Below are 22,471 nucleotides of genomic sequence, written 5' to 3'. Positions count from 1 at the left end.
GCCTGGTCACGCTGGCGGCGACGCCGCCAGCACCAAGCCCGGTTATCGCACTACCGTCGCCGCGGCCACCCACTCACCTGAGTGCAGTTGCAGTATTAAGCCGTCTGGTGTGTCAGTGTGCTGTTCTACAGTGCGTTCTCATGGGAGAAGTTGCCCCGACACCCAATGTGGTTGCACAACAGATCCGTTTCGCGTTGGCGGAGCTGAGGACTATGAACGGGCACCATCAGTTCGAGGATCTATGCAGGCATTGGGCGCGGGCGCGGGTTAGCCGCAACGTTCGCCCCGCGACTGGGCCGGTCTCGGCTGGCGGTGATCAGGGGCGGGACTTTGAGACGTTCCGGTCGTTCACGACGGTGGATGGCGATCTGGTGATTGCGTTCGCTTGTACGTTGCAGTACAAGCGAATTCCGGACAAGATCCGGTCTGATGTCGAGCGAATCGTGGCTGGAAGGCCCGTCGACAAGGTCTATGTTCTGTTGGGGGAGAACCTGAACCAGGCCAGTCAGGACGAGCTGCAACGGTGGGCTCTTGAACAGTGTGGCGTCGACTTGTTCATCCTCGATCGAAGCGCGCTAGCCGAGGATCTTGCTGAACAAGATGTGTACTGGATCGCGCAGCAGTTTCTGGATCTGCCCGAGCGGTCTGTGCTGCAACATCTTCAGGTATCTAGTCGACGTACGTCGTTTCCTCGGATCCGGCCGGAGCTGATCGGGCGCGACGACGAGCTGGCCGAGGGGGTGGAATGGCTTTGTAGTACGGGTTCCCAGCGTCCAGTCGTCACGGTAACTGGTCAAGCGGGTGTCGGAAAGACGGTATTCGCGATTGCTCTGGCATGTTCGGTTGAGCAACTCTTTCCAGATGGCTGCTACTTGATCGAAGCGAACGGAGAGGAGTCGGGTGGGGAACCGGATCTTGTCGGCATGCTATGCGACGTTCTCGACAACGGGGCCGAACGATCACTCGAAACTCGTGCACAACAGGTCGCTCGCCTCCGTGCGATGCTTAGCGGCACAAGGGTGCTCGTCGTCGTCGACGATGTGACGTCCGAGGCCGTTCTCGACGATCTTCTAGCCGTTAGCGATGCGATTGCTGTCGTCTGCACCAGCCGATCGCGACTTACCGGGCTGGGAGTCCGCAATGCACGAACGATCGAGCTTCAACCGCTGACGGATGTCGATGCTTCAGCACTAGCGATCCGTACGGCTCCACGGCTTACTGAAACCGATGCTCACGCAATGGCATCCACTTGTGGGGGTTTGCCACTGGCCGTGCTTATTGCTGCAGCCTATGTGCAGAGCCGACCGAAGTTGGACGTCCAGGAATATCTAGGCCGCATGGCCGACCCTGACTCAGGGTTGTCCACGCTTGCGGCTGGCAGCAAGTCGATGGCGGCGATCATCGAGACGAGCTATCGCTCTTTGGACGATGAACATGCTCGCCTGGTCCAGGCGCTTGGCATCCTGCCGAACACGACTGTAACCGTGGATGTCGTGGCGAGCGCGACCGCCGGAGACGTGCAGGTGGTCGGCAGAGAGCACTTTCAACACACACACCGGTTGTTGGACAACCTGTTCGAGCTGAATCTGGTCCAGCAGCCTGATACCGACGGCTACCGGGTTCACAACGTCTTGTATCTGTTTGCCCGAGCGAAGGCATCCGTTGCAGATGATCAGTGGCGGTCTCAGGCAATTCGGAACAGCTGTTTGATGTATGCATCTCGACTGCGCTATGCGGCAGAGCACATCGGTTTCATGGGCGCAGGCGATGCGACACCTGCCGAGACCAACAATCAGGGCTTGGCAATGTGGGAGAAGGACCGGCTCGGTGCTCGAGTGATGGTCGAAACGGCTTGCCGCGCCGAGGAATGGGAGTCGGGGCACACCGTTGCCAATATTCTGCTGGCCGTGCTGCGGCACCTGAGTCACTGGGAGGAACTGGACCGGGTGGCGCGGTGCATAGTTGTAGCGGGTGAAAGCACCGGCAATCATGAGTGGATAACGCATTCCATGTTGAGCCTCGGGCTCTCCGAAGAGCGCCGAGGCCAGACGGAGCAGGCATTCGAGATATACCGGCAGGTCGGTGAGATCGCAGCAGAAAACCAAGATTCCGTCACGGGCATGTATGCCCGCGCGCATCAAGGAGGGTTATTGCTGTCGCGGGGTTACCTCGATGACGGCATCGCGATGCTGCGCAGTACATTGCGGGCATGGCGGCTGCTGGGTGAGGACGGCATGCTCACCCAGATACTACTGGCAATCGCAGGCGGTTACGTCGCAGCGGGTCGATTCCACCGTGCGGAAAGATATGTCCGTAGTAGCATGGCGGTCTCTCATCGAGCCGGATTCGGCGCCCTTCTACCAAAGGCGGGGACGAAGCTCGCGTCGATTCTGCGGTCTTCCGGTAAAGATGCAGAGGCGAACCAGGAATGCTTGATTGCTTTGGAGCGGGCACGCTCGATCGGCAGCCGTGACTCGGAAGCTGATGCGCTGATGGAACTTGCGCTTGCGAATCCTCATCTGGACCGTGAGATCGACCGCGGCGAATGCATTGACGCCGCCCTAAAAATCTATCGAGAGATCGGGGACGTCACTGGGCAGATCACGGCTCTGAGATTTCGCGGTCAATATGCCAAGGAGCACGGGCACCTGGAGATAGCTGTACAGTCTCTGACCGAGTCAGCCGACCTGGCCGTCGACGCCGATGACAATGCGTCGGCGGCGCAGGCACTGAGTCTTCTCGGGAATGTGCATGGCGCTATCGGTCGCCATGACACGGCAGCAAAACTATTTGAAGATGCCAAACAGATTGCTGTTGCCACGAAAAATGACATGCTTGAGGCAGAGGTGAATATTCGCGAGTCATTTCAGATGCGCAGGCTGGGCAATATCGCGAAGTCGATTGCATTGCTTCGGCAGATCGTGAAAACTTTCGCCAAGCGAGGACCATCGAATGATCTCGCAAACGCCAAAACCCTGCTCGGTGAGGCTCTATTGCACAATAATCAATGGGAAGAAGCCGCAACTATTCTGCAGCCTATCTCCGGCGCACCATCAGAGCAAGTAAGCGCACTTGTCAGAGCATCGGCATCACGATACCTTTCGGTGCTCTACTCAAGACGTGAACTATGGAACGAAGCGGAAAATGTCGGACGCCGAGCGCTGGTATTGGCCGTCGAGAGTGGCGCTGAGAGTGAGATGATGGAGTGTCATGTCGCCCTGGGCAACGTTTATGCGCGGATGGATCGAACGGAGGAAGCGGCGGAACAATACAACCTCGCCAAGCCGATCGCAGAGAAGAGGCGCGATCTCAACACCCTTATGATTATCGCCAACAACAGCGCCAAATGCGCGATTGCCAAAGGTGACGCACAGAGCGAAGCCGATCGGCTGCGCAGCTTGATCGAAACTGCTGAGAAGCTCGGCAACCCGGAGATCCAAGCGACCTTGCATTTAAACCTCGGCTCCTTCCTTGCCAGAGCGGGCGATTTGGAGGCGGCGTCGGTGGAGATGGCTCTGGGGCGAGATATTGCCGAAAGAATAAAGAATAGAAACCTGGTTGGTACGGCAGAACTCCAAATCGCTAACATCCATGCTGATCGTGGCGACACGAATTCAGCTATCGATGCAGCGCAGAAGGCGCGGAGGGAATTCGAGTCTGATAGGCATTGGTCCGAAGCTGCCGCCGCTTTGAGGCGCGAGCTGATGCTCAGACTTGAGGGCCTCAACGAATCCGAAGTTATTAAAGAATGGCAATTGACATTGCGTGATGTCCCCGTCGCCGTTCAGGGAGCGCTATTCGCTTCTCTCCGAGATAGTGTCGCAGGAGCTGAGTCTTCCTCCGAGGAAGACGATCCTCCGCGACGCCAGATCAATATTGCTGACAGCGTAAGGGATTTCCTGATCCGGCAGTTTGGGGATATCGACATCAGTGCACTGTGCGCAGCAATGTCGACGGATTTGCGAAGGCAATGCCTCGTATGTCAGTTGCCAATCGCGGCCAATGGAAAAGCCGAGTTGATGGCGGTGGTGTCGCCATCGGGACCAGTTGTAGCGAACCTCGCGCACTCGACATGTACCCCCTCGGCCGTCGTGCGTACAGGGGAACGAGCGTTTAATCCAATGGTCAAGTTCGAGATCGAATGTGTGCAACTTGCATATGAAGATGAGGGATATCTGCCATCTATTGTTGTGGACTGCATAGGTGGGCGTGTTGTCGACTCGGACGGAAAGCCGATCGAGGTTGCGTTAGAGTTATTTAGGCGACGAGGGTTCGCAAACATAGTTGGAGATTCCGGGAAACTCGAAACTCCGACACCAAAGATGCTTGAGTCCGGGCGGACTAAACTTCAAGCCAGGCTAGTCGGCCGTCGACTCAGCCTTCATGATGGCGAAGAAAAGATCTTCGACGTCCGGCTGATGTTCAACGCTGAATGGTATCGAATTGCCCGAACACATAAAGTGCTGGTCGCCGTGTTTGGAACCAACCTCGAAGGTATGTTTGTCGAGAACGTAGAGAAGATCGTACGGGCGGCGGAAACAGGTAACCTCGTCGGCGCAGTTATGGACCTGACAGTCATCACTCCAGCGCGGAACAAACCATGTGTGTGCGAAAACCCCGGTCGAAGAAAATTTCAACACTGCTGTGGACGCCCGGAGTCGGTTTCCAACGTCAGTGCGCCAGGCGTCAGCCCTCGGTCAGTGAGGCAAGCTGGTTCAAAGCGGTCGAAATAGAGGTCGTGGGTGGCAGGATTCTTTCGCAGTATCTTCGGGTCGGGGACCGAAGACCCCATTGCGCCTGTATAGGGATACCCTGAAGCCTGTTGTGGCTCGAACCTCGTCGTGCAGTTAGGGAATGCACCGGGCTCTCCACGGGACCCGTTCAGGCAGATCGGTTTCCTCATCGGTAGCCTCGGGGCAAGGGACGGAATGTTCCACCGCCTGGCTCGCTGCTTACTGTGTGCTTCGCTATGCATGCAGCCTTCGGCGAGCCAGGAGAAGCCGGAGGAGCTGGAAACCCGGAGGAGCCGGAAGAGTTGAAGACGACGACCTGCAGAGCGCCGATCCCGCCCAAAGGGCCCGCACTCTTCCGCTGCGGCGGGTGCACAGCCCGCGGTGCTTTCTCATGTTCGATTTCGACCTCCGAAAGCGGGCCTTAGCGGCTAATCCTTGGCGAGTTCACAAAGTCCGGTCAGGCCGCGGTCGGCGAAAAGCAAGCAGCGCGTTGACTCACTCGGTCATCTCTCCGTCCCCCGGTGGGTGCCATTGTAACGAAAAACCTTGCGGTGGATTGGTTCTCGTAGATTGGAGCGGTTCTGTTATCTGTCGGTGGGTGGCACTGACGGGACCCTGAAGTTCGGTCCACCTGGACCGAAATCATGGGGTCAGGTCAACGCAGTTGTGCCGAAATACAGCGACCAAGCCAGTCTCGTGAGTCAGCGCGGGAGACTTCCCGTCACCCGGTGAGGGGTGGTGACGCCGTCACCACCCCGAAGATCACAGCGGCAAAAGGCGTGGTGACCATGTCACCAGACTGGTGGTACCTTGGTGATCCGTAACGTACTGAAAAGCTCTGAAAGGTCTGTTGAGGCCCAACATTTGGGTTGCCTCAGGCTATCGACCAGGCGAATCGTGAAGCGCTGAGACAAGGTTCGAATCCCGTCACCCACTCTTACTATAACGAGAACCCAGAATCGCACTTCGCCTACACTTTAGCTCGATCTGTTTGCGCCGTAAAGACTTTCTGTCGGACGTGATCGCTGCCTGGGCGCTCGTGGGTGGACGCGGCTTCAATCGTGACCGTGACTTGCTGGTGTCGCTGCATGCATCAACTGACTTCGGCCCGGTGAGAGATCTCACCGCGGCTATTCAGCGAATTCCATTGCCCGGCTTGGGTGCGTATGGCTCATGTAGTTGTTGTCGGCGGCGTTGTGACCGTATTCCAGTTGTGGGGTTTACGCGGGTCGGGGAATCCGAGGGTGAGGTAGCCGGGTGCGCGTTTGTGTAGTGATGATGCGAGCACGGGGGTGCGGACGTCGTGGTAGTCGTGGACGGTGGCGGTGGTCTTGTTGGGATGTGGTCGGGTGATGCGCCCGACGTATTGGACGAGGCGTCCTTTGAATGAGATAGGGGATGCGAGGAAGAGGGTGTCGAGGGCGGGGCAGTCGAAGCCTTCGCCGATGAATGAGCCGGTGCCGACGAGTAGCAGCGGTGATCCATCGGCTTGGCGGGTGCGGATCGTTTCCGTAATTGCTTGGCGGTCGCGGGCTTTCATGCCGCCGCGGAGCACGATGATGTCGTGGCAGCCTGCGTGGGTGAGGCGGTCGGTGATCGCTTCGAGGTGGTTGACCCAGGTGGTGAGTACCAGTATTTGTGCGCCGGCGTAGTGCGCGGTCTGGATGTCGGTGGTGATCTGCTGTAGGCGGGCTTCGTCGGCGACCAGCGCTCGATAGATTTCGGCCATTCCGCCTGGTTGGGACGGATCGGCGTCGCCGTTGTAGGCGAATTGCGTTGGATGAATCTCGAGCACGGGGTGGGGTGCAGGCGTTTCGCCGTTGGTCGGGAGTTGTCCTGCCGCGGGACTGTCGACGGTGTGGGTGCGTGAGCCGAGTTGGTGGTAGATCAGGTCGTCGAGTTGATCGCGCCGGTAGGGGGTGGCCGTGAGTCCGAGCCAGTATCGGGCGGGTATTTGGTTGAGGACTTCGGTGAAGGCGGATGCGGCGATGTGGTGGCATTCGTCGACGATGACGAATCCGTAGCTGTTGGTGAGTTCGGCTACGTTGGTGCGGCGTGCCAGGGTGGGGAGCAGGGCGATGTCGATGACGCCGGTGGTCTTGGATCGGCCGCCGCCGATTTGTCCACACTTGAATCCGAGATGGTCAGCGATCCGGACCCGCCACTGGTCCGCCAGGGCTTTGCGGTCGACGAGGATCAATGTGGTCGTGGCCCGGGAAGCGATTGCGGCGCAGGCGATGACGGTTTTGCCAGTACCGGGCGGTGCGACAATTACACACATGTCGTCGACCTCGATGTCGCCTACTGCGGCTCGCTGTTCGGGCCGCAATTCCGCCGAGCAGTGGAACGAGTGTGGGACGCCTTCGATTCGGTTGTCTTCGATGCGTAGTGTGCTGTCGGCGGATTCGACCAGTGTGGTGAGTAAGGGCAATAGTCCGCGGGGGAGCACGAGGTCGCCGTCGAGGGTTTCGTCGTAGCTGCGCAGGAATCGTGGTTTGTCCCAGGTGCTTCGGCGGGCGCGTTGGCGGGTGTAGAACTCGGGGTTCGGGATGGACGCGGCGTGCTTGACCGCCGAAATCATTGCGGGGCCCAAATCAGCAGCGGTCAATTGGAGCCTGGCTGCGAACGTTGCGCACACCACGGCTGCCGGGCGTGGCATGATCCGCGAAGAGTTCGGCAGCTGCAGGCGCCGAACATCGTGTCCGACTTTTGGTTCGGGCAGCGTGTCGGCAAGTGCGGCAACTTGTTTCGGTGACAGTCGCGGGATGCTCGACAGGTAGGCCCACTGGTCCTCGAAAGGTTCGAGAGTGGCCGGATCCAGGAACAACGTGGTGCCGTGCTGGCGTCGGGTTCCGTTCAGTGGTGCGGCGATGAGATTGCCCATGCCACGGCCGGTGTGCGTGTCCTGCGACGGGAACAGTCGGTCATAGCTGGACAGATTCATGCTGCCGCGCAGCTGGATCGCCTCGGCGAGCAGGCCGGTGGCGATCCGTCGAGCTAGGGCAGCGGCGGTGGCCTGTGCGAAAAAGATCCACACATGCGCACCTCGGCCGGATTGCGATACCTCGAGCGCTGCGGGAATGTCCTTGGTGCGGGCTGCTTTGAGGTATGCCAAGGCGTCGAGCATCGCGGTGTCCTTGTCGAAGTCCGCGGCGACCCACCAGCAGGTGTCGTCATCGCCCAGCGGATACAAGCCGATATGGTGCGCCCCGCGCAGATGGGCGGCGACGACCTCTGTGGTGAGCGGCAGGTACGACGCCTCCGACCGCGACATCCCAGAACGCCACCGGCCCCGGATCGCCGGCATCCAGCCGGATCGACCGTCCTGACGGTTCTCCCAGCGAATCGCGTAAATATCGGGGCGGCAACGGAACAAGTCGAGATAGAACCGCACCTTGGCTTCCGGAGCAGAGCGCATGTCGATCGGGGTCGAGACCGCGATCTGGTCCGGATCAGCTGCGCGGGCTTGGTTTTCGGTGAGATCGAGCAACCGCCGCAGGCGGGTGTTCTCCGCACGGAGGGACTCGAGCTCGCCAGGAAAGCGTTCCACGGCCATCCAGTGTGCCGTGCCATCGTTTCTACCGTGCAGCGATCACCGCGACGCACGCGTTGCTGATGTGTCGAAGGCGAAGGGCGGGTGAGATTCCCGCGAGATCGTGCCAGCGGCTCAGGTCCGCGGCCGTATTGCGGTGGAACAGCGGCGCGCTGGAGAACCTGGTCGGTCGGGCATACGGCGAGAACCGATGGCTCGATAAGCGAAAGTGATCGTAAGCGGGCCGAATCGGCGTTGTTCCCGGCGCCCGCTTCTCGCAGGCTGGGGCAGCACATAAGTCGGGGCCAATCTCGGACAATCGGGAGAACAATTGTCACGCACCAGGTTCGTCGTAAGCGCTCTCGCTTTTCTGGCGATGGCCGGCACCGCGCTGGCCGGAAATACCTTCACGAGTACCCAAGCATCCGCCGATGTGCTCACCGACCAGGGCGCCTCGGTCGCCGACCTCAACCCTGGCCCCGCGGTTCCCGCGGTCGCCGACCTCAACCGCGACGGCTACCCGGACGTCGTGTTCAGTGACTTCCTTCTCGGGAACGGCGTGTCGGTTTTCTTGGGTAAGCCCGGCGGGGGCTTCCAGCCCACGGTCCGCTACACCACCGGTGGTCAGGCGGACTACGTTGCCATTGCGGACTTCAACCATGACGGCAAGCTCGACATGGCCGTCACCAACTTCACCTCGCACGACGTCTCCATCCTGATGGGCAATGGCGACGGCACCTTCGCCAATGCCGTCAACTACCCGACCGACCTCGCACCTGGGGCGGTGGCCGTCGGCGACTTCAACCACGACGGCAACCCCGACCTTGCCACCTCCAACCAGGCCCCATCGATGTCGGTGCTCCTAGGCAACAGCGACGGCACCTTCGCCAAGGCCGTCAACTACTCCAGCAACCTGGGCGTCGGCTCTGGGTCCGCCGACGCCGCAGACTTCGATGGGGACGGCAACCTCGACCTGCTACGCGGCAACTACGTCAACAGCACCATCCAGATCTACCGCGGCCGCGGTGACGGCACCTTCGCCGCCCCGACCACGTCCAGCGAGGGCGCCCTGACCGCCTGGTACGGCATGGCGCGCGACATCAACGGCGATGGCAAGCCCGACATCCTCTTCTCCAACCTCGCTGCCGGCACCGTGTCCACGCTCTTCAACAAGGGGGACGCGACCTTCGGGCCGCCCAAGGCATACTCGACTGGCGGCCTGCTCCCGCAATGCTTCGACCTCGCCGACATCAACGGCGACGGAAAGCTCGACATGCTGGTCGCCAACGGTGGCACCTCCAGTATCAGCGTCCTGCTGGGGACCGGTGACGGCACTTTCGGCGTCCCCCACACATACCCCTCCGGCGGGCTCGTCCCCCTGTCCACCCCGATTCTCGCTGACTTCAACGGCGACGGAAAGATCGACACGGTCATCGGTAACACCGGCTCAGGGAACATCACCCTGCGCTATGGCAAGGGCGACGGTACCTTTGGGCCCCCCATCAACTACGCGGCCTGATCGACTTCGACAGGCCCCGCGGGCGCTGCGACTTCGAGCGCGATGAGCATTCGCGATGAAGTCGTGATGACGGTCAGTATGAGATCGCCAGCGCGGTAGCTGTAGTCCAGGTCCCAGGCTTCCGCCATTCGCGCCACGGAGCTCATCGTGGGAGCACGCGATCGTAACCACCGAACTCACGCGCAGAACTCGAGGCGCGTGTCCTCTAGTTGCTAGTTTTCGTCGGGCGTGTGCTCGGGGCCAGCGTCGAGGGGGTTCGCGGCCATCCTGGTGGTGAGGCCGGACTGCATTGCGCGTGCGGCGGAGCTACCGGTCTTCCGGTCGGCCTGAGCCTGGAAGCAGGCGAGGAACTCGTCGGCGAGCCCGAGCCGGGGGTACTGCTGGAGTACTTCGGCACGGAAGGCGGGGCTGAAGTCGTCGATGTTCTTGCCCGCGATATCCAACGCCGCCGCCCGCCACAGCAAGTGACCTTCAGGATCATCGGCCAAGTCCACGTCAGGCCACATATGCCTGACGATGACTTCACCGATGCGTTCGCGGCGCTCGCTCGGCCAACCGGCGCCGGCGGCGAACACCCGGGCGACATGGCCGCCGGCCTCCTCGAAGGAGAGGGTGTGGTTGTCGAACTCCGGCACCAGGCTGATGTCGTGGAACATCGCGGCCGCGAACAGCAGTTCAGCGTCGTACCGGATGCCCTGCTGCCTGCCGTAGGCAGCCGCCCAGACGTAGACGCGGCGCGAGTGGTTCAGCAAGGCGACGGAATGGTAAGCGGAGGCTACTTCCAAGGCAGCCGATGCGGCGGCCGTGTCAGGAATCACGAGCTCGTCCAAAACGACCATACTTCGACAGTACGGCGTGGAAGGGCCCGTACCAGTACAACGACTACCGGAAGGACCTTCATGCGAGCCGTCACAGTCCGGGACCGCGAAGCTGGCATCGGCGGATTGACCCTGACCGATCTGCCCCACCCCCACGCCGCTGAGAACGACGTCATCGTGCAAGTCCACGCCGCCGGCTTCACCCGCGGCGAGCTGGACTGGCCAGGGACGTGGACCGACCGCGCCGGCCGCGACCGCACCCCAAGCGTGCCCGGCCACGAACTATCAGGTGTCGTCGTCGAGCTCGGCTACGGCACCACTGGTGTCACGGTGGGGCAGCACGTCTTCGGACTGACCGACTGGGCCCGCAACGGTTCGCTCGCGGAGTACACCGCTGTGGAAGCTCGCAACCTGGCCTCGCTCCCCGCCGACGTCGACCACGTCGCCGCAGCCGCTCTACCGATCTCCGGTCTGACAGCTTGGCAGGCCCTGTTCGACCACGCTCACCTGAAAACTGGCCAAACCGTCCTCATTCACGGAGTCGGTGGTGCCGTCGGCTCTGTCGCCGCACAACTGGCCCACGAGGCAGGCGCCCACATCATCGGCACCGGCCGAGCCTCGGACCGGGACGCGGCCCGCGATCTCGGCGTCCACAAGTTCGTCGACCTGGACGGCGAACGCCTGGAGGACGTCGGCGAGGTCGACGTAGTACTCGACGTGATCGGCGGCGACATCCGCGACCGCTCCACCGCGCTACTACGCCCCGGCGGCACCCTCGTCACCATCGCCGATCCACCCACCATCCACCCCCACGACGGCCGAGCCATCTTCTTCGTCGTCGAACCCAACCGCGAGCAACTGGCCCAACTGGCCTCCCGCCTCCGCGATCGCCGGCTCATCCCCCTCGTCAACGCCGTGCGTCCGCTGGCCGACGCGCCCGCGGCCTTCAGCCCCGACGGACGCACCCGCGGCAGAACGATCATCAAGGTGACCACGGACTGACGCTCGGCGGTCCCGCTCGGGCATATGTCCTCCAGTCGGGAATGAGCGAGAGCGAATCACTGCGCCCAGCGCACCGGCATGACAACGGATTTGCGCGCCTCGAGCAAGTCGTACCGACGCCACCGAGATCGAAGGCTTCGAACTCGCGTGCCTCGAGGCTCCGCATGGCCTGTGTTCGAAAGGCTCTCGGGCAGGGCGCAGCAGGATTCGTCGGAGCATGCACTCTGCTGGCAGTGCTCGAGGTTTGACACTGATGCCGCGAGTACATGGCACAACCCGCTGGACCGGGCCGCCGAACCGGCGCTGGAGCTGTGCCGCGACCACGCCATCGCCTGGGTACCTCGGCTCGGCTGCTGGGGTGCCCATGAAAGCTGGGGCGCAACGATTTTCATTCAGGACGCGAAGTGTTCGGTAGTACAGAGGGGAAGGACACTCGATGAAAAGGATCATCGGCATCATCGTGGCGGCCGCGGCGGTGACGCTGGCAACGGCATGTCAGGACGGCGTGACGACGCAGCATTCCGGCGGGTCGTCGGTACCGAATTCCGCTACCGTTGCCGTGACGGGATCCGCTCAGCCTCCCGTCACTCAGCAGTCCCCGGGTGCCACGCAGCCTGCTGGTGACAATGCTCCTGCCACTGCCGGAAACGGCAGATGCGTCGATTTGAAGTCGGCGGTGGTCACAGCCGCGCTCGGCACACTCGGTCCTGGCGTCGGCGGCGACGGGTTCTACGCGGACAGTGGCACCGACGCCTCCGTCGGCGCTTGTCCCGCCATACTTTGGGTGCTCGCTGGGACTCCGCACGGCACCGCTAGCTCACCCTGGCACGTGATGCTGTTCAACCACGCAGGCTATCTGGGCACCGCGACCAAGAAGTCGACTTCTTATACACAGGTGGTCGGCTCGTCCGATCGCAGTGTCCGGGTCCAGTACCGTTGGCTGGCGGGTAATGACGCCAGCTGCTGTCCCTCGGGTGGGCCGGTCATTGTCACACTCACCTTGGGCGCCGACGATCGCACGGTGACTCCGGACCGTGACTTCCCTACGGAGGTGATCGATCCGAGTTCAGCGAGCTTGCCGCCGGTGTGCCCGGTTACCAAGGCCGTTTTGCTCGAAGCGTTGCGAGGCACCGATATCGAGTCGCGGTTGGCGACGCCGATCGAACTCGAGGATCGAATCGACTGTGCGGGTGAGTGGGCGATGGCCCATACGGGAACCCACAACAATACTGTCAACCGAGCCCAAGTCCTGTTCCACTACGTGGCGGCCGACGGAGGCTGGAAGCCTGAGGACCTCGGCAGTGCGCTGCACTGCACCGAGATCGGCGTTCCTGCCGATGTCGCGGACAAGATCTGCCACTGAGCGCCGTGCGATCAGTCGGCAATCTGGCGCGTCGCCCGTTCCGGGAGGATCCCAGCCTGGACGAGTTCCTCGTAGATCCGCTGCTGCTCATCGTCGAGATTCGAGTACAGCATGTCGTATGCCAGTTCTTCCTCGGCGAGCACCGCGACCGGATCCCAGTCGTCACCGAGCGCGGCTACGACGGCGCTGCGCCGTCGTGCCTCGTCCAGCGTGAGGTCGTAAGCAAAATTGTGGTCGGCCATGTGGCATCTCCAACCGGATTCTTTCCGAAAACGATTTGACGACGATGCCCAACCACGCCTTCTCGGGCAATGACCTGAATCACATTCCACGCTGGACTTCGTCACATTCGATGCCTGTGCGCGGACTGGACCGCGGAGTAAATGCGTCCACATAATGGCCAGGAAACCGCCGAAATCGGGCACGACGACGCTATCGCGCCACGCCACCAAGAGAGCGGAGCTCGCCAATGGCCGTTGCTGGGTGCTGCCGCCGGCCACTCCGATGCTATTTACCCCGACGCGAACACCCCGCACAGATCGAATCCGAACTGGGCCGTACGACATCAGCGGCCGATGACGCGCGCACGATATTCGGCAAAGTAGCGCATGTTGAGTTATGGATCGTCGGATGACCTTGCAGGCCAGGTGATCTCACTTCATCAGCCCAGGCAGATCTTCCGGAAGGGCCTGCCGTGACGCAGCCGGACAGCGCACGTCCCGAACGCGGTGCCGAGATCACTACAAACAGGCTGGTTTGTCTCGGTGCTGCGAATCCGTTGCGCAGCGCGATCGGTGCGGTGGCCGCGTACTCGGTTCAGCAGGACTGACTGTGGGTCGGTGAAGGAGTCGAGTCCGAGCAGCTCGAGCTGCTCGGACTCGACGAAAAGGGTTGTGGCCCTATGGGTCAGGGCAGCACCTGCGGGATGACGCCGGGGTTGACCGAGCCGATGATCCCGCCGATCAGGGCGCCGATCACGGTGGGCACGGGATCGATGAAGGAACCGGTGGCGGAGCCGATCGCAGCGCCCGCAGCCGCGCCGTTCAGCACCGGATCGGGGTACTGGGCGTCGGGGTTGGTGGTGACATCCTCCAGCGGGAGCCCGGCGATCGGCTGGGCAACAACCGGAGCAGCCGCAGCAGCAGCCTGACCCGCGTCGGCGGACGACGCGCCCGCGAATACGACGGCCGCAGCCAACGGCAGGGCACTCACCGCAAGGACGCGACTCGTCTTGATCAGGGCATTACGGAACATTGTTTTCCTAACCTTTCGGGCCCTCGGAACAACCGAGTTCCACTACTTCATCAGGGGGAGACTGCCTCTTGCTGCTCTGATGAATAGACAGCAATCGAGCGGCCACTATTGCGCATCGCGCCCGAAGATTCTGCGCTACATGCGAACTCGCACAGTACCGGCATAACAAAGTAATGACCAGAGACCTGACCGGACAGCGCGGTTCTGTCGGATCAGGGCAGTACCGGTACGCTCGCGCGAATAGCGCCGATGCATGAATGGGCATTCGCGCATCCGGCATTATCGGATGTTCGAGAGAGGTAGAAGCTCCGCCGAGCGCGAAACGCTGATCTGACCCTGTTGTCGTCCATTCGCGAATATCGTCGGTGCATGCACGTGGGACACGCCACGCGGATTCGCGAATAACTGCCGTAATCGCTCACGGACAGAGCCGCCTGGCCGACCAGCCTCCAAACCTTTTGTGGCCGGAATACGGTGCACGGCTGAGTTTTCCGGCTGGCCGCGTACGCCGTGTGTCAATGGGCGGGTGTTCCCCGGGTCTCTTGGCGGCCCGGCTCGTCGACAGCATTTGAGTGGCCGTCGCCCACGGGTAGAGGGAGAAGTGTGACGAGAGTGCGAGCCTGTATCCATGCTCCTTCCGGCCGACAGTCATATTCACAGCGAATGGTCTTGGGACACAGGCGGTCCCGCGTCGGACGCTGCGGGACGAATGGGAGCGAACCTGTGCACGCGCCGTCGCGATCGGTCTGCCCGCGGTGATCTTCACCGAACATCTCGACCTTGATGTCGCGTGGCGCACCGACGCCGAGGACCTCATGCCACACCAACGACACCTGCTCGAGGACGATGGCTATTTGCGCCCTCCGGCCCTGGACATTGCCGGCTATCTCGACTGCGTCGAGCGCTGCCGACACCTGTTCCCCGAATTGCACATTCTCACCGGTGTGGAGTTCGGACAACCTCATCTGTACGACGATCAAGCGACAAATTTCGACTTGACCGTGCTCGACCGCGTGAATGGTTCCCTGCACACGCTCCCGATCGGCGGGGACCGCAGCGAACCCAACACCCTGTTTCGGCTATTCCCCCCGGACGAGGTGATGCGCGCCTACCTCGACGAGATCTCCCGCATGGTCGCAGGATCCGATGCGTTCGCGGTGTTCAGCCACATCGACTACGCGGTGCGCGCTTGGCCGAGTGCGGAGGTCGGCCCGTTCGACCCACGCCGATTCGAGGATGGGTTTCGAGTGGCGATGCGGGCCATCGCCGACAGTGGGAGAGCCTTGGAGATGAACACCCGCAGACTTTGGCCCTGGATCCCGCAATGGTGGTGTGAAGAAGGCGGGCGCGCAGTCACATTCGGCAGCGACGCCCACCTCCCAGAAGCGCTCGCCGACAATTTCCCTGAGGCGATGGCTATGGTCGAGCACTTCGGATTCCGGCCAGGCCGCCGACCTGAACACTTCTGGACACGATAGAGATTCCGCTTCGGCCGCTTCGACCTCGAACCAACGTCTGGGACCAGTCCCGAAGGTCACGTTGTCCGCGCTCCCGGTCGCGGGGGTGACGATCGGCAGAGATACGGTCAGGGTGTGTCGGTGCAGAGCGCTGGCGGCTCGTTCGGGAATTACCACCTCGAACGCTTGGTGGGTCGTGGCGGTATGGGTGAGGTGTGGTTGGCGCGCGACCGCACCGGTCGCACCGTTGCGTTGAAGGTGTTGTCTGCGGCGTATTCCGCCGATCCGGGCTATCGGCGTCGTTTCGAGAGGGAGGCGCGGCTGGGCGCCCAGGTGCGCAATCCCCACATCGTGCCGATTCACACTTTCGGTGAGGTCGATGGTCATCTGTTTTTGGAGATGGACTACATCGCGGGCATCGATCTGGCCACGCGGCTGCGGTCGGGTGCGCTGGTGCCTGCTCGGGCGGTCGAGGTCATCGCCCAGGCGGCGGAGGGGCTGGATGCCGCTCATGCGGCGGGGCTTGTTCATCGGGATGTGAAGCCGGGCAATATCCTCGAGGGCACCAGCGGTTTCGTATACCTGATCGATTTCGGTATCGCCCGCGCCGCGGACGGCAGCGCCCTCACGGCCACCGGCCTGGTGGTGGGCACGTTGGGTTATATGGCGCCGGAGCGATTCACCGGCACGGCCGATGTCCGCTCGGATGTCTATTCGCTGGCCTGCGTGCTGTATGAAACCCTCACCGGGAGGCTGCCGTATGGCGACGGCGATCCGGCACAGCAGATGCATGCGCATTTGATGTCCGAACCACCGCGTGCGTCGCGGGCGGCCGGAGGTGTCCCGCCGCAGCTGGACGCTGTTATCGCCCGCGGGATGGCCAAGAAACCGGTGGAACGCTATGCCAGTGCGGGGGAGTTCGCCGCCGCCGCAAATGCGGCTTTGGGCGGGCCCGTGTCGGCGCAACCGGCCTCAGCGAGATCGGGCAGTCACCCGCCCACCCGTGTTATGACCGCCGTCGGCCCGCCCCCGACCTTGGCCGCGCCCCTGTCAGCGCCGCAATCGCCCGAGCCCCCGACATTCTCACCAGCGCCTCGAAAGCTGTTGGTGCGCAGATGGTTACCGATCGTCGCCGGTCTAGCGCTTGTCGCTGCAGCGGCACTGTGGCTGCTGCTGAGCAGTGACCTCGGGTCTGACTCCGCTCCAGGCACGACGACGCCCGCTGCTGCCTCGACCAGTTCGCTGCCGCCCTCAACCGGTGGACGATCCCCGGTTCCAGCAGGTGCGGTGCGTGACGGGAACTTTGCTTTCACCGTTACCGGGGTTGCGTCCAACGTGAGCCGCACCGGTTCGGCGACCCCGGGTGGTTCCTACACCATCGTGACGCTGTCGGTCACCAACGTCTCCCAACATGGCCAAGTCTTCCGCATCGCCGATCAGCGCCTGAGCACCGCCGCCGGCCGCTCCCTCGCCCCCGACGCGTCCGCGACAGCCGAGCTCAACGCGTCCGGCCCTGGCGTCGACCAGATCGATCCCGGCAGTACCCGCACGATCCGGCTGGCCTTCGACCTCCCCGGCAAGGACAAGAACGGCAAGAAAAACGACAAGAAGAACGACACACCGAGCCAGCTGGTCCTGCACGGCGCCCCGTCGTCCTCCGGCGTAACCGTGCCGGTCGGCTAGCCGCAAACCGACCGGAACCTCGGAGTCGGATCGCTTGCCGACGTCGTGTTTCGGATAACTCTCACGGCCTGAGCGCCCCGTGAAGGCCTGGATAATGATCCGCTGGCGCGTGTGCATTCGGCTATGCATTCCGTGGATACGGCAATATGCTGCCAATCGTGTCGAATCTGCGGATCAGTGAGGTTGCTGCGTTGATGGGTGTCAGCGATGACACCGTGCGGCGGTATATCGATCAGGGCCGACTCAACGCGATCCAGCTGGACAACGGGCGCAAGGGTGTGAGCGGCCGCGAGTTGGCGGAATTTCTGCGGGCCAACGCGGAGGCCCCGGAGCCGGGTGCCACGGTCGCGGTCTCGGCGCGGAATCGGATGCGCGGGATCGTGACACGCATCGTGAAGGACACGGTGATGGCTCAGGTCGAGATGCAGGCCGGGCCGTTCAGATTGGTGTCGCTGCTGAGTCGCGATTCGGTCGACGAACTCGGCCTGGAGGTCGGCAGCGTCGCGGTCGCATCGGTCAAGTCCACCCATGTTGTTGTAGAAATCCCGGAAAGTTGATGAGGATGATTCGTTCGCTGAGCGCGGTTGCTCTGACCGGAGCTGTCGCATTGACGTTGGTCGGTTGTGGATCGGACAAGTCGTCCGATCCGGCGCCCACCGACAAGATCTCCGGAACGGTCACGGTATTCGCGGCCGCATCGTTGACCGAGACGTTCACCGAGTTGGGCAAGCAGTTCGAGGCTGCCCACCCCGGGGTCAAGGTTGTCTACAGCTTCGGTGCGAGTTCGGCGCTTGCCGAGCAGATCAAGCAGGGCGCCCCGGTCGATGTGTTCGCTTCGGCGGCGCCGAAGAATATGCAGCAGGTGGTCGACGCGGGCGATATCAAGGCCACGCCGGTGACGTTCGTGCGCAACCGCCTGGAAATCGCGGTCCCCAAGGGCAATCCCGGACACATCACCGGTCTCGCCGACTTCGGTAAGACCGAGCCCAAGATCGCGCTGTGTGCTGAGCAGGTGCCCTGTGGTGCCGCCGCGAAGAGTGTGTTCGAGGTCGCCGGTGTCAACCCGCAGCCCGACACCCGTGAGGCCGACGTCAAAGCAGTACTGACGAAGGTCACCCTCGGTGAGGTGGATGCGGCGCTCGTCTACCGCACCGATATCAAGGCCGCCGGTGACAAAGTGGAGGGCATCGACTTCCCCGAGGCGGACAAGGCGATCAACGACTATCCGGTAGCGCCGCTGGCCAAGGCCCCCAACTCCGCGGCCGCCGCGGCGTTCGTCGATTTCGTCCGGTCCGACCAAGCGCGCACGGTGTTCACCAAGGCGGGATTCGACAACCCGTGATCCGAACGTCGGCGCGACGGCGGGCAGCGCGCGGGCGGCGACCGCTCGTTCTCGTGCTGCCCGCCGTCTGCGGTTTGGCGTTTCTGTTGTTGCCGCTGGCCGGGCTGCTGCTGCGCGCGCCGTGGCGCGGTCTGCCCGACCGGCTGTTCAGCGCCGAAGTCGGCCAGGCGCTGCGCCTTTCGCTGGTGTGCGCGAGCTCGGCGACTCTCGTCTGCCTTGTTTTCGGGATTCCCTTGGCGTGGCTGCTCGCTCGCGGTGAAATCCCCGGACTGGGGTTCGTACGGGCGCTGGTGACGGTCCCGCTCGTGCTGCCGCCGGTGGTCGGCGGTGTCGCATTGCTGCTGGTATTGGGCAGGCGTGGGGTCATCGGCCGTCATTTGTATGAATGGTTCGGTGTCTCACTGCCTTTCACCACCGCCGGGGTCGTCGTAGCCGAGGCGTTCGTGGCGATGCCGTTTCTGGTGATTTCCGTCGAGGGTGCTTTGCGGGGAGCCGACCCTCGCTACGAAGAGGCCGCCGCCACCCTGGGTGCGTCGCGCTGGCTGACTTTCCGGCGGGTCACCTTGCCCTCGGTGATGCCTGGTGTGATCGCGGGTGCGGTGCTGTGCTGGGCCCGTGCGCTCGGTGAGTTCGGCGCCACGATCACCTTCGCGGGCAACTTCCCTGGCAAGACGACGACCATGCCGCTGGCGGTCTACCTCGCATTGGAAACCGATCCCGAGGACGCGATCGTGCTCAGCTTGGTGCTGCTCACCGTGTCGGTGGTCGTACTGGCCGCGCTGCGGGACCGGTGGACGCGAGGAGCGCTGTGACACTCGATGCCGAAATACGTATCACCCGAGACAAATTCGAACTCGATATCGCCGTCAGTGTGGCACCGGGTGAAGTCGTCGCACTGCTGGGCCCCAACGGTGCGGGCAAAACCACCGCGCTGCGGGCGCTGGCCGGACTCACCCCACTCACCGGCGGAAGCATTCGTCTCGACGAAAACACATGGGACGCACCGCCGAAGCTGTTCACCCCGGCCGAGCGTCGCGCGATCGGCGTCGTATTCCAGGACTACCTGCTGTTCGCGCACATGTCCGCCCAGGACAACGTCGCCTTCGGACTGCGCGCCCGCGGGCACCACCGCCGGGCCGCTCGCGACCGCGCGAAATACTGGCTCGAGCGAGTCGGCCTAGCCGAGCACCTGCACGCCAAACCGCGTGCGCTGTCGGGCGGTCAAGCTCAACGTGTCGCGCTGGCCCGCGCGCTGGCCACCGATCCGCGACTGCTGCTGCTGGACGAACCGTTGGCGGCACTCGACGCCAGCACCCGTTTGCAGGTTCGCTCCGACCTCGCCCACCATCTCGCCGACTACACCGGACACACCGTGCTGGTCACCCATGACCCGCTCGATGCCATGGTGCTGGCCGACCGCCTCGTCATCGTCGAAAACGGCAGCATCATCCAGGAAGGCCCGCCCAGCGAGGTCGCCCGCAGACCACGCTCGGACTATGTCGCAAACCTGGTGGGCCTCAACCTTTATCGCGGCACAGCCCACGGCAATGCCATCGATCTCCACGACGGCGGCGCACTCACTGTCGCCGAGCCTGCCCAGGGCGCTGTACATGTCGCGTTCCCGCCGAGCGCGGTGAGCCTGCACCTCGAACAACCAACGGGCAGCCCGCGAAACACCTGGCCGGTCACCGTGGTCGGGCTCGAACAGCACGCCAACACCACCCGGATCCGCCTCGATGGCAGCCCATCCGTGCTCGCCGATGTCACCCCCGCGACCGTCGCCGATTTGCGTCTTCAGATCGGAGCGCCCCTGTGGGCCGCGGTCAAGGCCACCGAAATCCACACCTACCCGGCGTGATCCAGGTCAGTAGAGATCTTTGGACAGTACCGGCCAGGATTGCTTCAGGTCGTCCTGCCAATAGCCCCAGGTGTGGGTGCCGGTGGGGGGCAGGTCGAAGGTCGCCGGAATCCCCAACTGGCTCAACCGATTCTGGAGGTTGTGCGAGCAGGCGCTCATCGCCGCCTCGATGATGCCGCCGACGACGACGTGGTTGGCCACGCTGATCGGGTTGTACTTGTCGTCGCCCATAATGAACGGGTCGCCGGGAGCGTCGTGCGCGCCGGGCAGACCGCCGCCCGCCGCAACCCAGAGGTTCGTTCCGCGCAGCTTGTCCGCGTGCAGGACCGGATCGTTCGCTTGCCAGAGCGGATTGTCGGCGGGGCCCCACATATTGTCCGGGTTACCGCCGCCCCACGTTTCGACCGTGGTCTGCACGAACTTCTGGCCGACCGGATCGCTGGTCTGCGCACAGCCGCTGTAGGCGCCGACATTCTGGAACAGGCCAGGCTTGGTGATCGCCAGCATCAGCACCGATGTCCCCGCCATCGAGTAGCCCGCGATCGAGTTCTTGCCATTGGTGCCGAGCGCCGCATCGATGATCGGAGGCAGCTCCTCGGTGTAGAAGGTCTGCCATTTGTTCACGCCGAGCACCGGATCGGCCGCGCGCCAGTCCGCGAAGTAGCTCCACCGGCCGCCGATCAGCTCGACGACATTGATGTTCTTGTCGCCGAGGAATTGCTTGGCGTCGGTCTTCTGGTCCCATGAGGCGTTACCGTCGACGCCACCGCCGCCGCCGTTGACCAGATACAGCGTCGGGCGCGGGACCGAGTTGTCCGCGGGCAGATCCACCACGACCGGGAACGTTCGATCCATGGCCGTGGAGTGGACCTCGAGCTGCAGCTTGCGGTCGCCGAGGGTCTCTACTTTCTCGATGTAGGAACCGTCCGGTGCCTTGGCCGAGCTGTTGATCGGTGCGGCCGAGGCCGCAGGCGCCCCCAGGCTCACTCCCGTGCCGACGACCGTCACAGCGGCGGCCGCCGCAACGAGAACTCTGAATCGCATACCGCGTCTCTCCTGAAAATCGCATCCGCGCAACACTCGAGCCCGTTTAGGAAGTCCACCAAATGGGCAGTCGTTACTACCGTAGATCGAATCGGAAGCCGGATGCGGCCGGAAGCCCCCAGTCCTGGGGGTTGCTGAGCGGTGCGGCCGAGAGTTGCATCACCTGCGCCAGAAGAAGTGATGTACTACACCACTCGGGCTCGGGATCTGCTCCAGATGGAAACGGTCGATGAGTTCGTCGGGGTTGGTCCACAGCCTTTCGCCGCGACCGATTTCGACTGGTGCGACGACGATGTGCATGTTGTCGATCAGGTCGGCGTCGAGGAACTCGCGGACTGTGGCGACACCGCCGCCGATTCGCACATCCTTGCCCTCGGCGGCGTCGAATGCCCGCACCAGTGCGTCTTTCGGAGACGCGTCGAGGAAGTGGAATGTGGTTTCCCCCAGGGTGATCGAGGGGCGCACATGGTGAGTGAGGACGAAAACCGGTGTGTGGAACGGGGGTTCGTCACCCCACCAGCCTTGCCAGTCGTAGTTCTCCCATGGACCCCGTTGCGGACCGAATTTGTTGCGCCCCATGATCTCGGCGCCGATGTTGTTGGTGAAGTCGCGGGTGCAGTAGTCGTCGAGGCCGTAGGTGCCGCCGGGGTCGGTTCGGTTGGGCCAGTGGGCGGTGGCGCCTGCCCAGAACATGAGCGCACTCGGATCGGCGTGGCCGAATGGGTGCTCGCGGGTTTGTCCCTCGCCAGCGCCGTAGCCATCGCTGGAGACGGTGAAGTTCTGAACTCGAACCAGCTGTGTCATCGAAATCCCTTCTGGTTGCAATTTGCAATCGGTTGAGAATTTACCTGAACTGATCCCGTTGT

At 62.9% G+C, this 22,471-nt stretch carries 17 protein-coding genes; 10 read left to right on the top strand and 7 right to left on the bottom strand.

The genetic code is table 11. The features are described 5' to 3' along the window. Positions 1 to 140: 140 nt before the first annotated feature. Positions 141 to 4,733, top strand: coding sequence for an NB-ARC domain-containing protein (locus ACZ60G_RS33890; RefSeq protein WP_465815327.1), 4,593 nt, complete (start codon positions 141 to 143; stop codon positions 4,731 to 4,733). Between the two features lie 1,171 nt (positions 4,734 to 5,904). Here ACZ60G_RS33890 and ACZ60G_RS33885 read toward each other — a convergent pair. Further along, positions 5,905 to 8,283 (bottom strand): TOTE conflict system archaeo-eukaryotic primase domain-containing protein, encoded by a 2,379-nt coding sequence (locus ACZ60G_RS33885; RefSeq protein ID WP_465815326.1) that lies wholly within the window; start codon positions 8,281 to 8,283, stop codon positions 5,905 to 5,907. A 358-nt stretch (positions 8,284 to 8,641) separates the two neighbouring features. Here ACZ60G_RS33885 and ACZ60G_RS33880 point away from each other — a divergent pair, with 358 nt between their 5' ends. Continuing rightward, complete coding sequence (locus tag ACZ60G_RS33880; protein WP_465815325.1) at positions 8,642 to 9,784, top strand: FG-GAP repeat domain-containing protein; 1,143 nt, start codon at positions 8,642 to 8,644, stop codon at positions 9,782 to 9,784. Here ACZ60G_RS33880 and ACZ60G_RS33875 read toward each other — a convergent pair. After that, complete coding sequence (locus tag ACZ60G_RS33875; RefSeq protein ID WP_465815324.1) at positions 9,772 to 9,921, bottom strand: hypothetical protein; 150 nt, start codon at positions 9,919 to 9,921, stop codon at positions 9,772 to 9,774. The two genes, ACZ60G_RS33880 and ACZ60G_RS33875, sit on opposite strands and share 13 nt — an antisense overlap. Before the next feature lie 75 nt (positions 9,922 to 9,996). Continuing rightward, entirely contained in the window at positions 9,997 to 10,614 is a 618-nt protein-coding gene (locus ACZ60G_RS33870) for an HD domain-containing protein (protein ID WP_465815323.1), read from the bottom strand. A 69-nt stretch (positions 10,615 to 10,683) separates the two neighbouring features. On the opposite strand from ACZ60G_RS33870, the gene ACZ60G_RS33865 reads away from it, so the two are divergent. Then, positions 10,684 to 11,604 (top strand): NADP-dependent oxidoreductase, encoded by a 921-nt coding sequence (locus ACZ60G_RS33865; protein WP_465815322.1) that lies wholly within the window; start codon positions 10,684 to 10,686, stop codon positions 11,602 to 11,604. Positions 11,605 to 12,040: 436 nt separating this feature from the next. Beyond that, on the top strand, positions 12,041 to 12,967 hold the full coding sequence (locus ACZ60G_RS33860) for an LppP/LprE family lipoprotein (protein WP_465815321.1): 927 nt from the start codon (positions 12,041 to 12,043) through the stop codon (positions 12,965 to 12,967). An 11-nt stretch (positions 12,968 to 12,978) separates the two neighbouring features. On the opposite strand, the gene ACZ60G_RS33855 is transcribed toward ACZ60G_RS33860, so the two are convergent. Then, complete coding sequence (locus ACZ60G_RS33855) at positions 12,979 to 13,209, bottom strand: DUF6400 family protein (RefSeq protein ID WP_465815320.1); 231 nt, start codon at positions 13,207 to 13,209, stop codon at positions 12,979 to 12,981. Between the two features lie 664 nt (positions 13,210 to 13,873). Further along, a complete protein-coding gene (locus ACZ60G_RS33850; protein ID WP_465815319.1) occupies positions 13,874 to 14,221 on the bottom strand; it encodes a hypothetical protein in 348 nt (115 codons plus the stop codon). 755 nt (positions 14,222 to 14,976) lie between these two features. Here ACZ60G_RS33850 and ACZ60G_RS33845 point away from each other — a divergent pair. From ACZ60G_RS33845 to ACZ60G_RS33820, 6 genes are all read left to right on the top strand, one after another. Then, positions 14,977 to 15,699 (top strand): PHP domain-containing protein, encoded by a 723-nt coding sequence (locus tag ACZ60G_RS33845; RefSeq protein WP_465815318.1) that lies wholly within the window; start codon positions 14,977 to 14,979, stop codon positions 15,697 to 15,699. A gap of 114 nt (positions 15,700 to 15,813) precedes the next feature. Next, on the top strand, positions 15,814 to 17,361 hold the full coding sequence (locus tag ACZ60G_RS33840) for a serine/threonine-protein kinase (protein WP_465815317.1): 1,548 nt from the start codon (positions 15,814 to 15,816) through the stop codon (positions 17,359 to 17,361). 158 nt (positions 17,362 to 17,519) lie between these two features. Beyond that, positions 17,520 to 17,918, top strand: coding sequence for a TOBE domain-containing protein (locus ACZ60G_RS33835; protein WP_063039958.1), 399 nt, complete (start codon positions 17,520 to 17,522; stop codon positions 17,916 to 17,918). Next, positions 17,918 to 18,703, top strand: a complete 786-nt coding sequence (modA, locus tag ACZ60G_RS33830; protein WP_465815316.1) for a molybdate ABC transporter substrate-binding protein — start codon at positions 17,918 to 17,920, stop codon at positions 18,701 to 18,703. The genes ACZ60G_RS33835 and modA overlap by 1 nt, the downstream gene beginning before the upstream one ends. Then, positions 18,703 to 19,515, top strand: a complete 813-nt coding sequence (gene modB, locus ACZ60G_RS33825; RefSeq protein ID WP_465815337.1) for a molybdate ABC transporter permease subunit — start codon at positions 18,703 to 18,705, stop codon at positions 19,513 to 19,515. Before modA ends, modB begins: the two co-directional genes overlap by 1 nt. After that, a complete protein-coding gene (locus ACZ60G_RS33820; RefSeq protein WP_465815315.1) occupies positions 19,512 to 20,561 on the top strand; it encodes an ABC transporter ATP-binding protein in 1,050 nt (349 codons plus the stop codon). The genes modB and ACZ60G_RS33820 overlap by 4 nt, the downstream gene beginning before the upstream one ends. Before the next feature lie 6 nt (positions 20,562 to 20,567). Here ACZ60G_RS33820 and ACZ60G_RS33815 read toward each other — a convergent pair whose 3' ends face one another. After that, entirely contained in the window at positions 20,568 to 21,605 is a 1,038-nt protein-coding gene (locus tag ACZ60G_RS33815) for an alpha/beta hydrolase (protein WP_465815314.1), read from the bottom strand. 159 nt (positions 21,606 to 21,764) lie between these two features. Further along, positions 21,765 to 22,409 (bottom strand): dihydrofolate reductase family protein, encoded by a 645-nt coding sequence (locus ACZ60G_RS33810; protein WP_465815313.1) that lies wholly within the window; start codon positions 22,407 to 22,409, stop codon positions 21,765 to 21,767. Positions 22,410 to 22,471: the final 62 nt, after the last annotated feature.

Source organism: Nocardia sp. NPDC102475 (assembly GCF_055584605.1).
The sequence above is the reverse complement of the archived record's forward strand: the minus strand, read 5'-3'. Positions and strand labels throughout refer to the sequence as shown.

Coding starts and splice junctions, on each gene's coding strand:
- ACZ60G_RS33890 (WP_465815327.1), top strand. CDS start 141: ATGGGAGAAGTTGCCCCGACACCCAATGTGGTTGCACAACAGATCCGT.
- ACZ60G_RS33880 (WP_465815325.1), top strand. CDS start 8,642: ATGGCCGGCACCGCGCTGGCCGGAAATACCTTCACGAGTACCCAAGCA.
- ACZ60G_RS33865 (WP_465815322.1), top strand. CDS start 10,684: ATGCGAGCCGTCACAGTCCGGGACCGCGAAGCTGGCATCGGCGGATTG.
- ACZ60G_RS33860 (WP_465815321.1), top strand. CDS start 12,041: ATGAAAAGGATCATCGGCATCATCGTGGCGGCCGCGGCGGTGACGCTG.
- ACZ60G_RS33855 (WP_465815320.1), bottom strand. CDS start 13,209: ATGGCCGACCACAATTTTGCTTACGACCTCACGCTGGACGAGGCACGA.
- ACZ60G_RS33850 (WP_465815319.1), bottom strand. CDS start 14,221: ATGTTCCGTAATGCCCTGATCAAGACGAGTCGCGTCCTTGCGGTGAGT.
- modA (WP_465815316.1), top strand. CDS start 17,918: ATGAGGATGATTCGTTCGCTGAGCGCGGTTGCTCTGACCGGAGCTGTC.
- ACZ60G_RS33815 (WP_465815314.1), bottom strand. CDS start 21,605: ATGCGATTCAGAGTTCTCGTTGCGGCGGCCGCCGCTGTGACGGTCGTC.
- ACZ60G_RS33810 (WP_465815313.1), bottom strand. CDS start 22,409: ATGACACAGCTGGTTCGAGTTCAGAACTTCACCGTCTCCAGCGATGGC.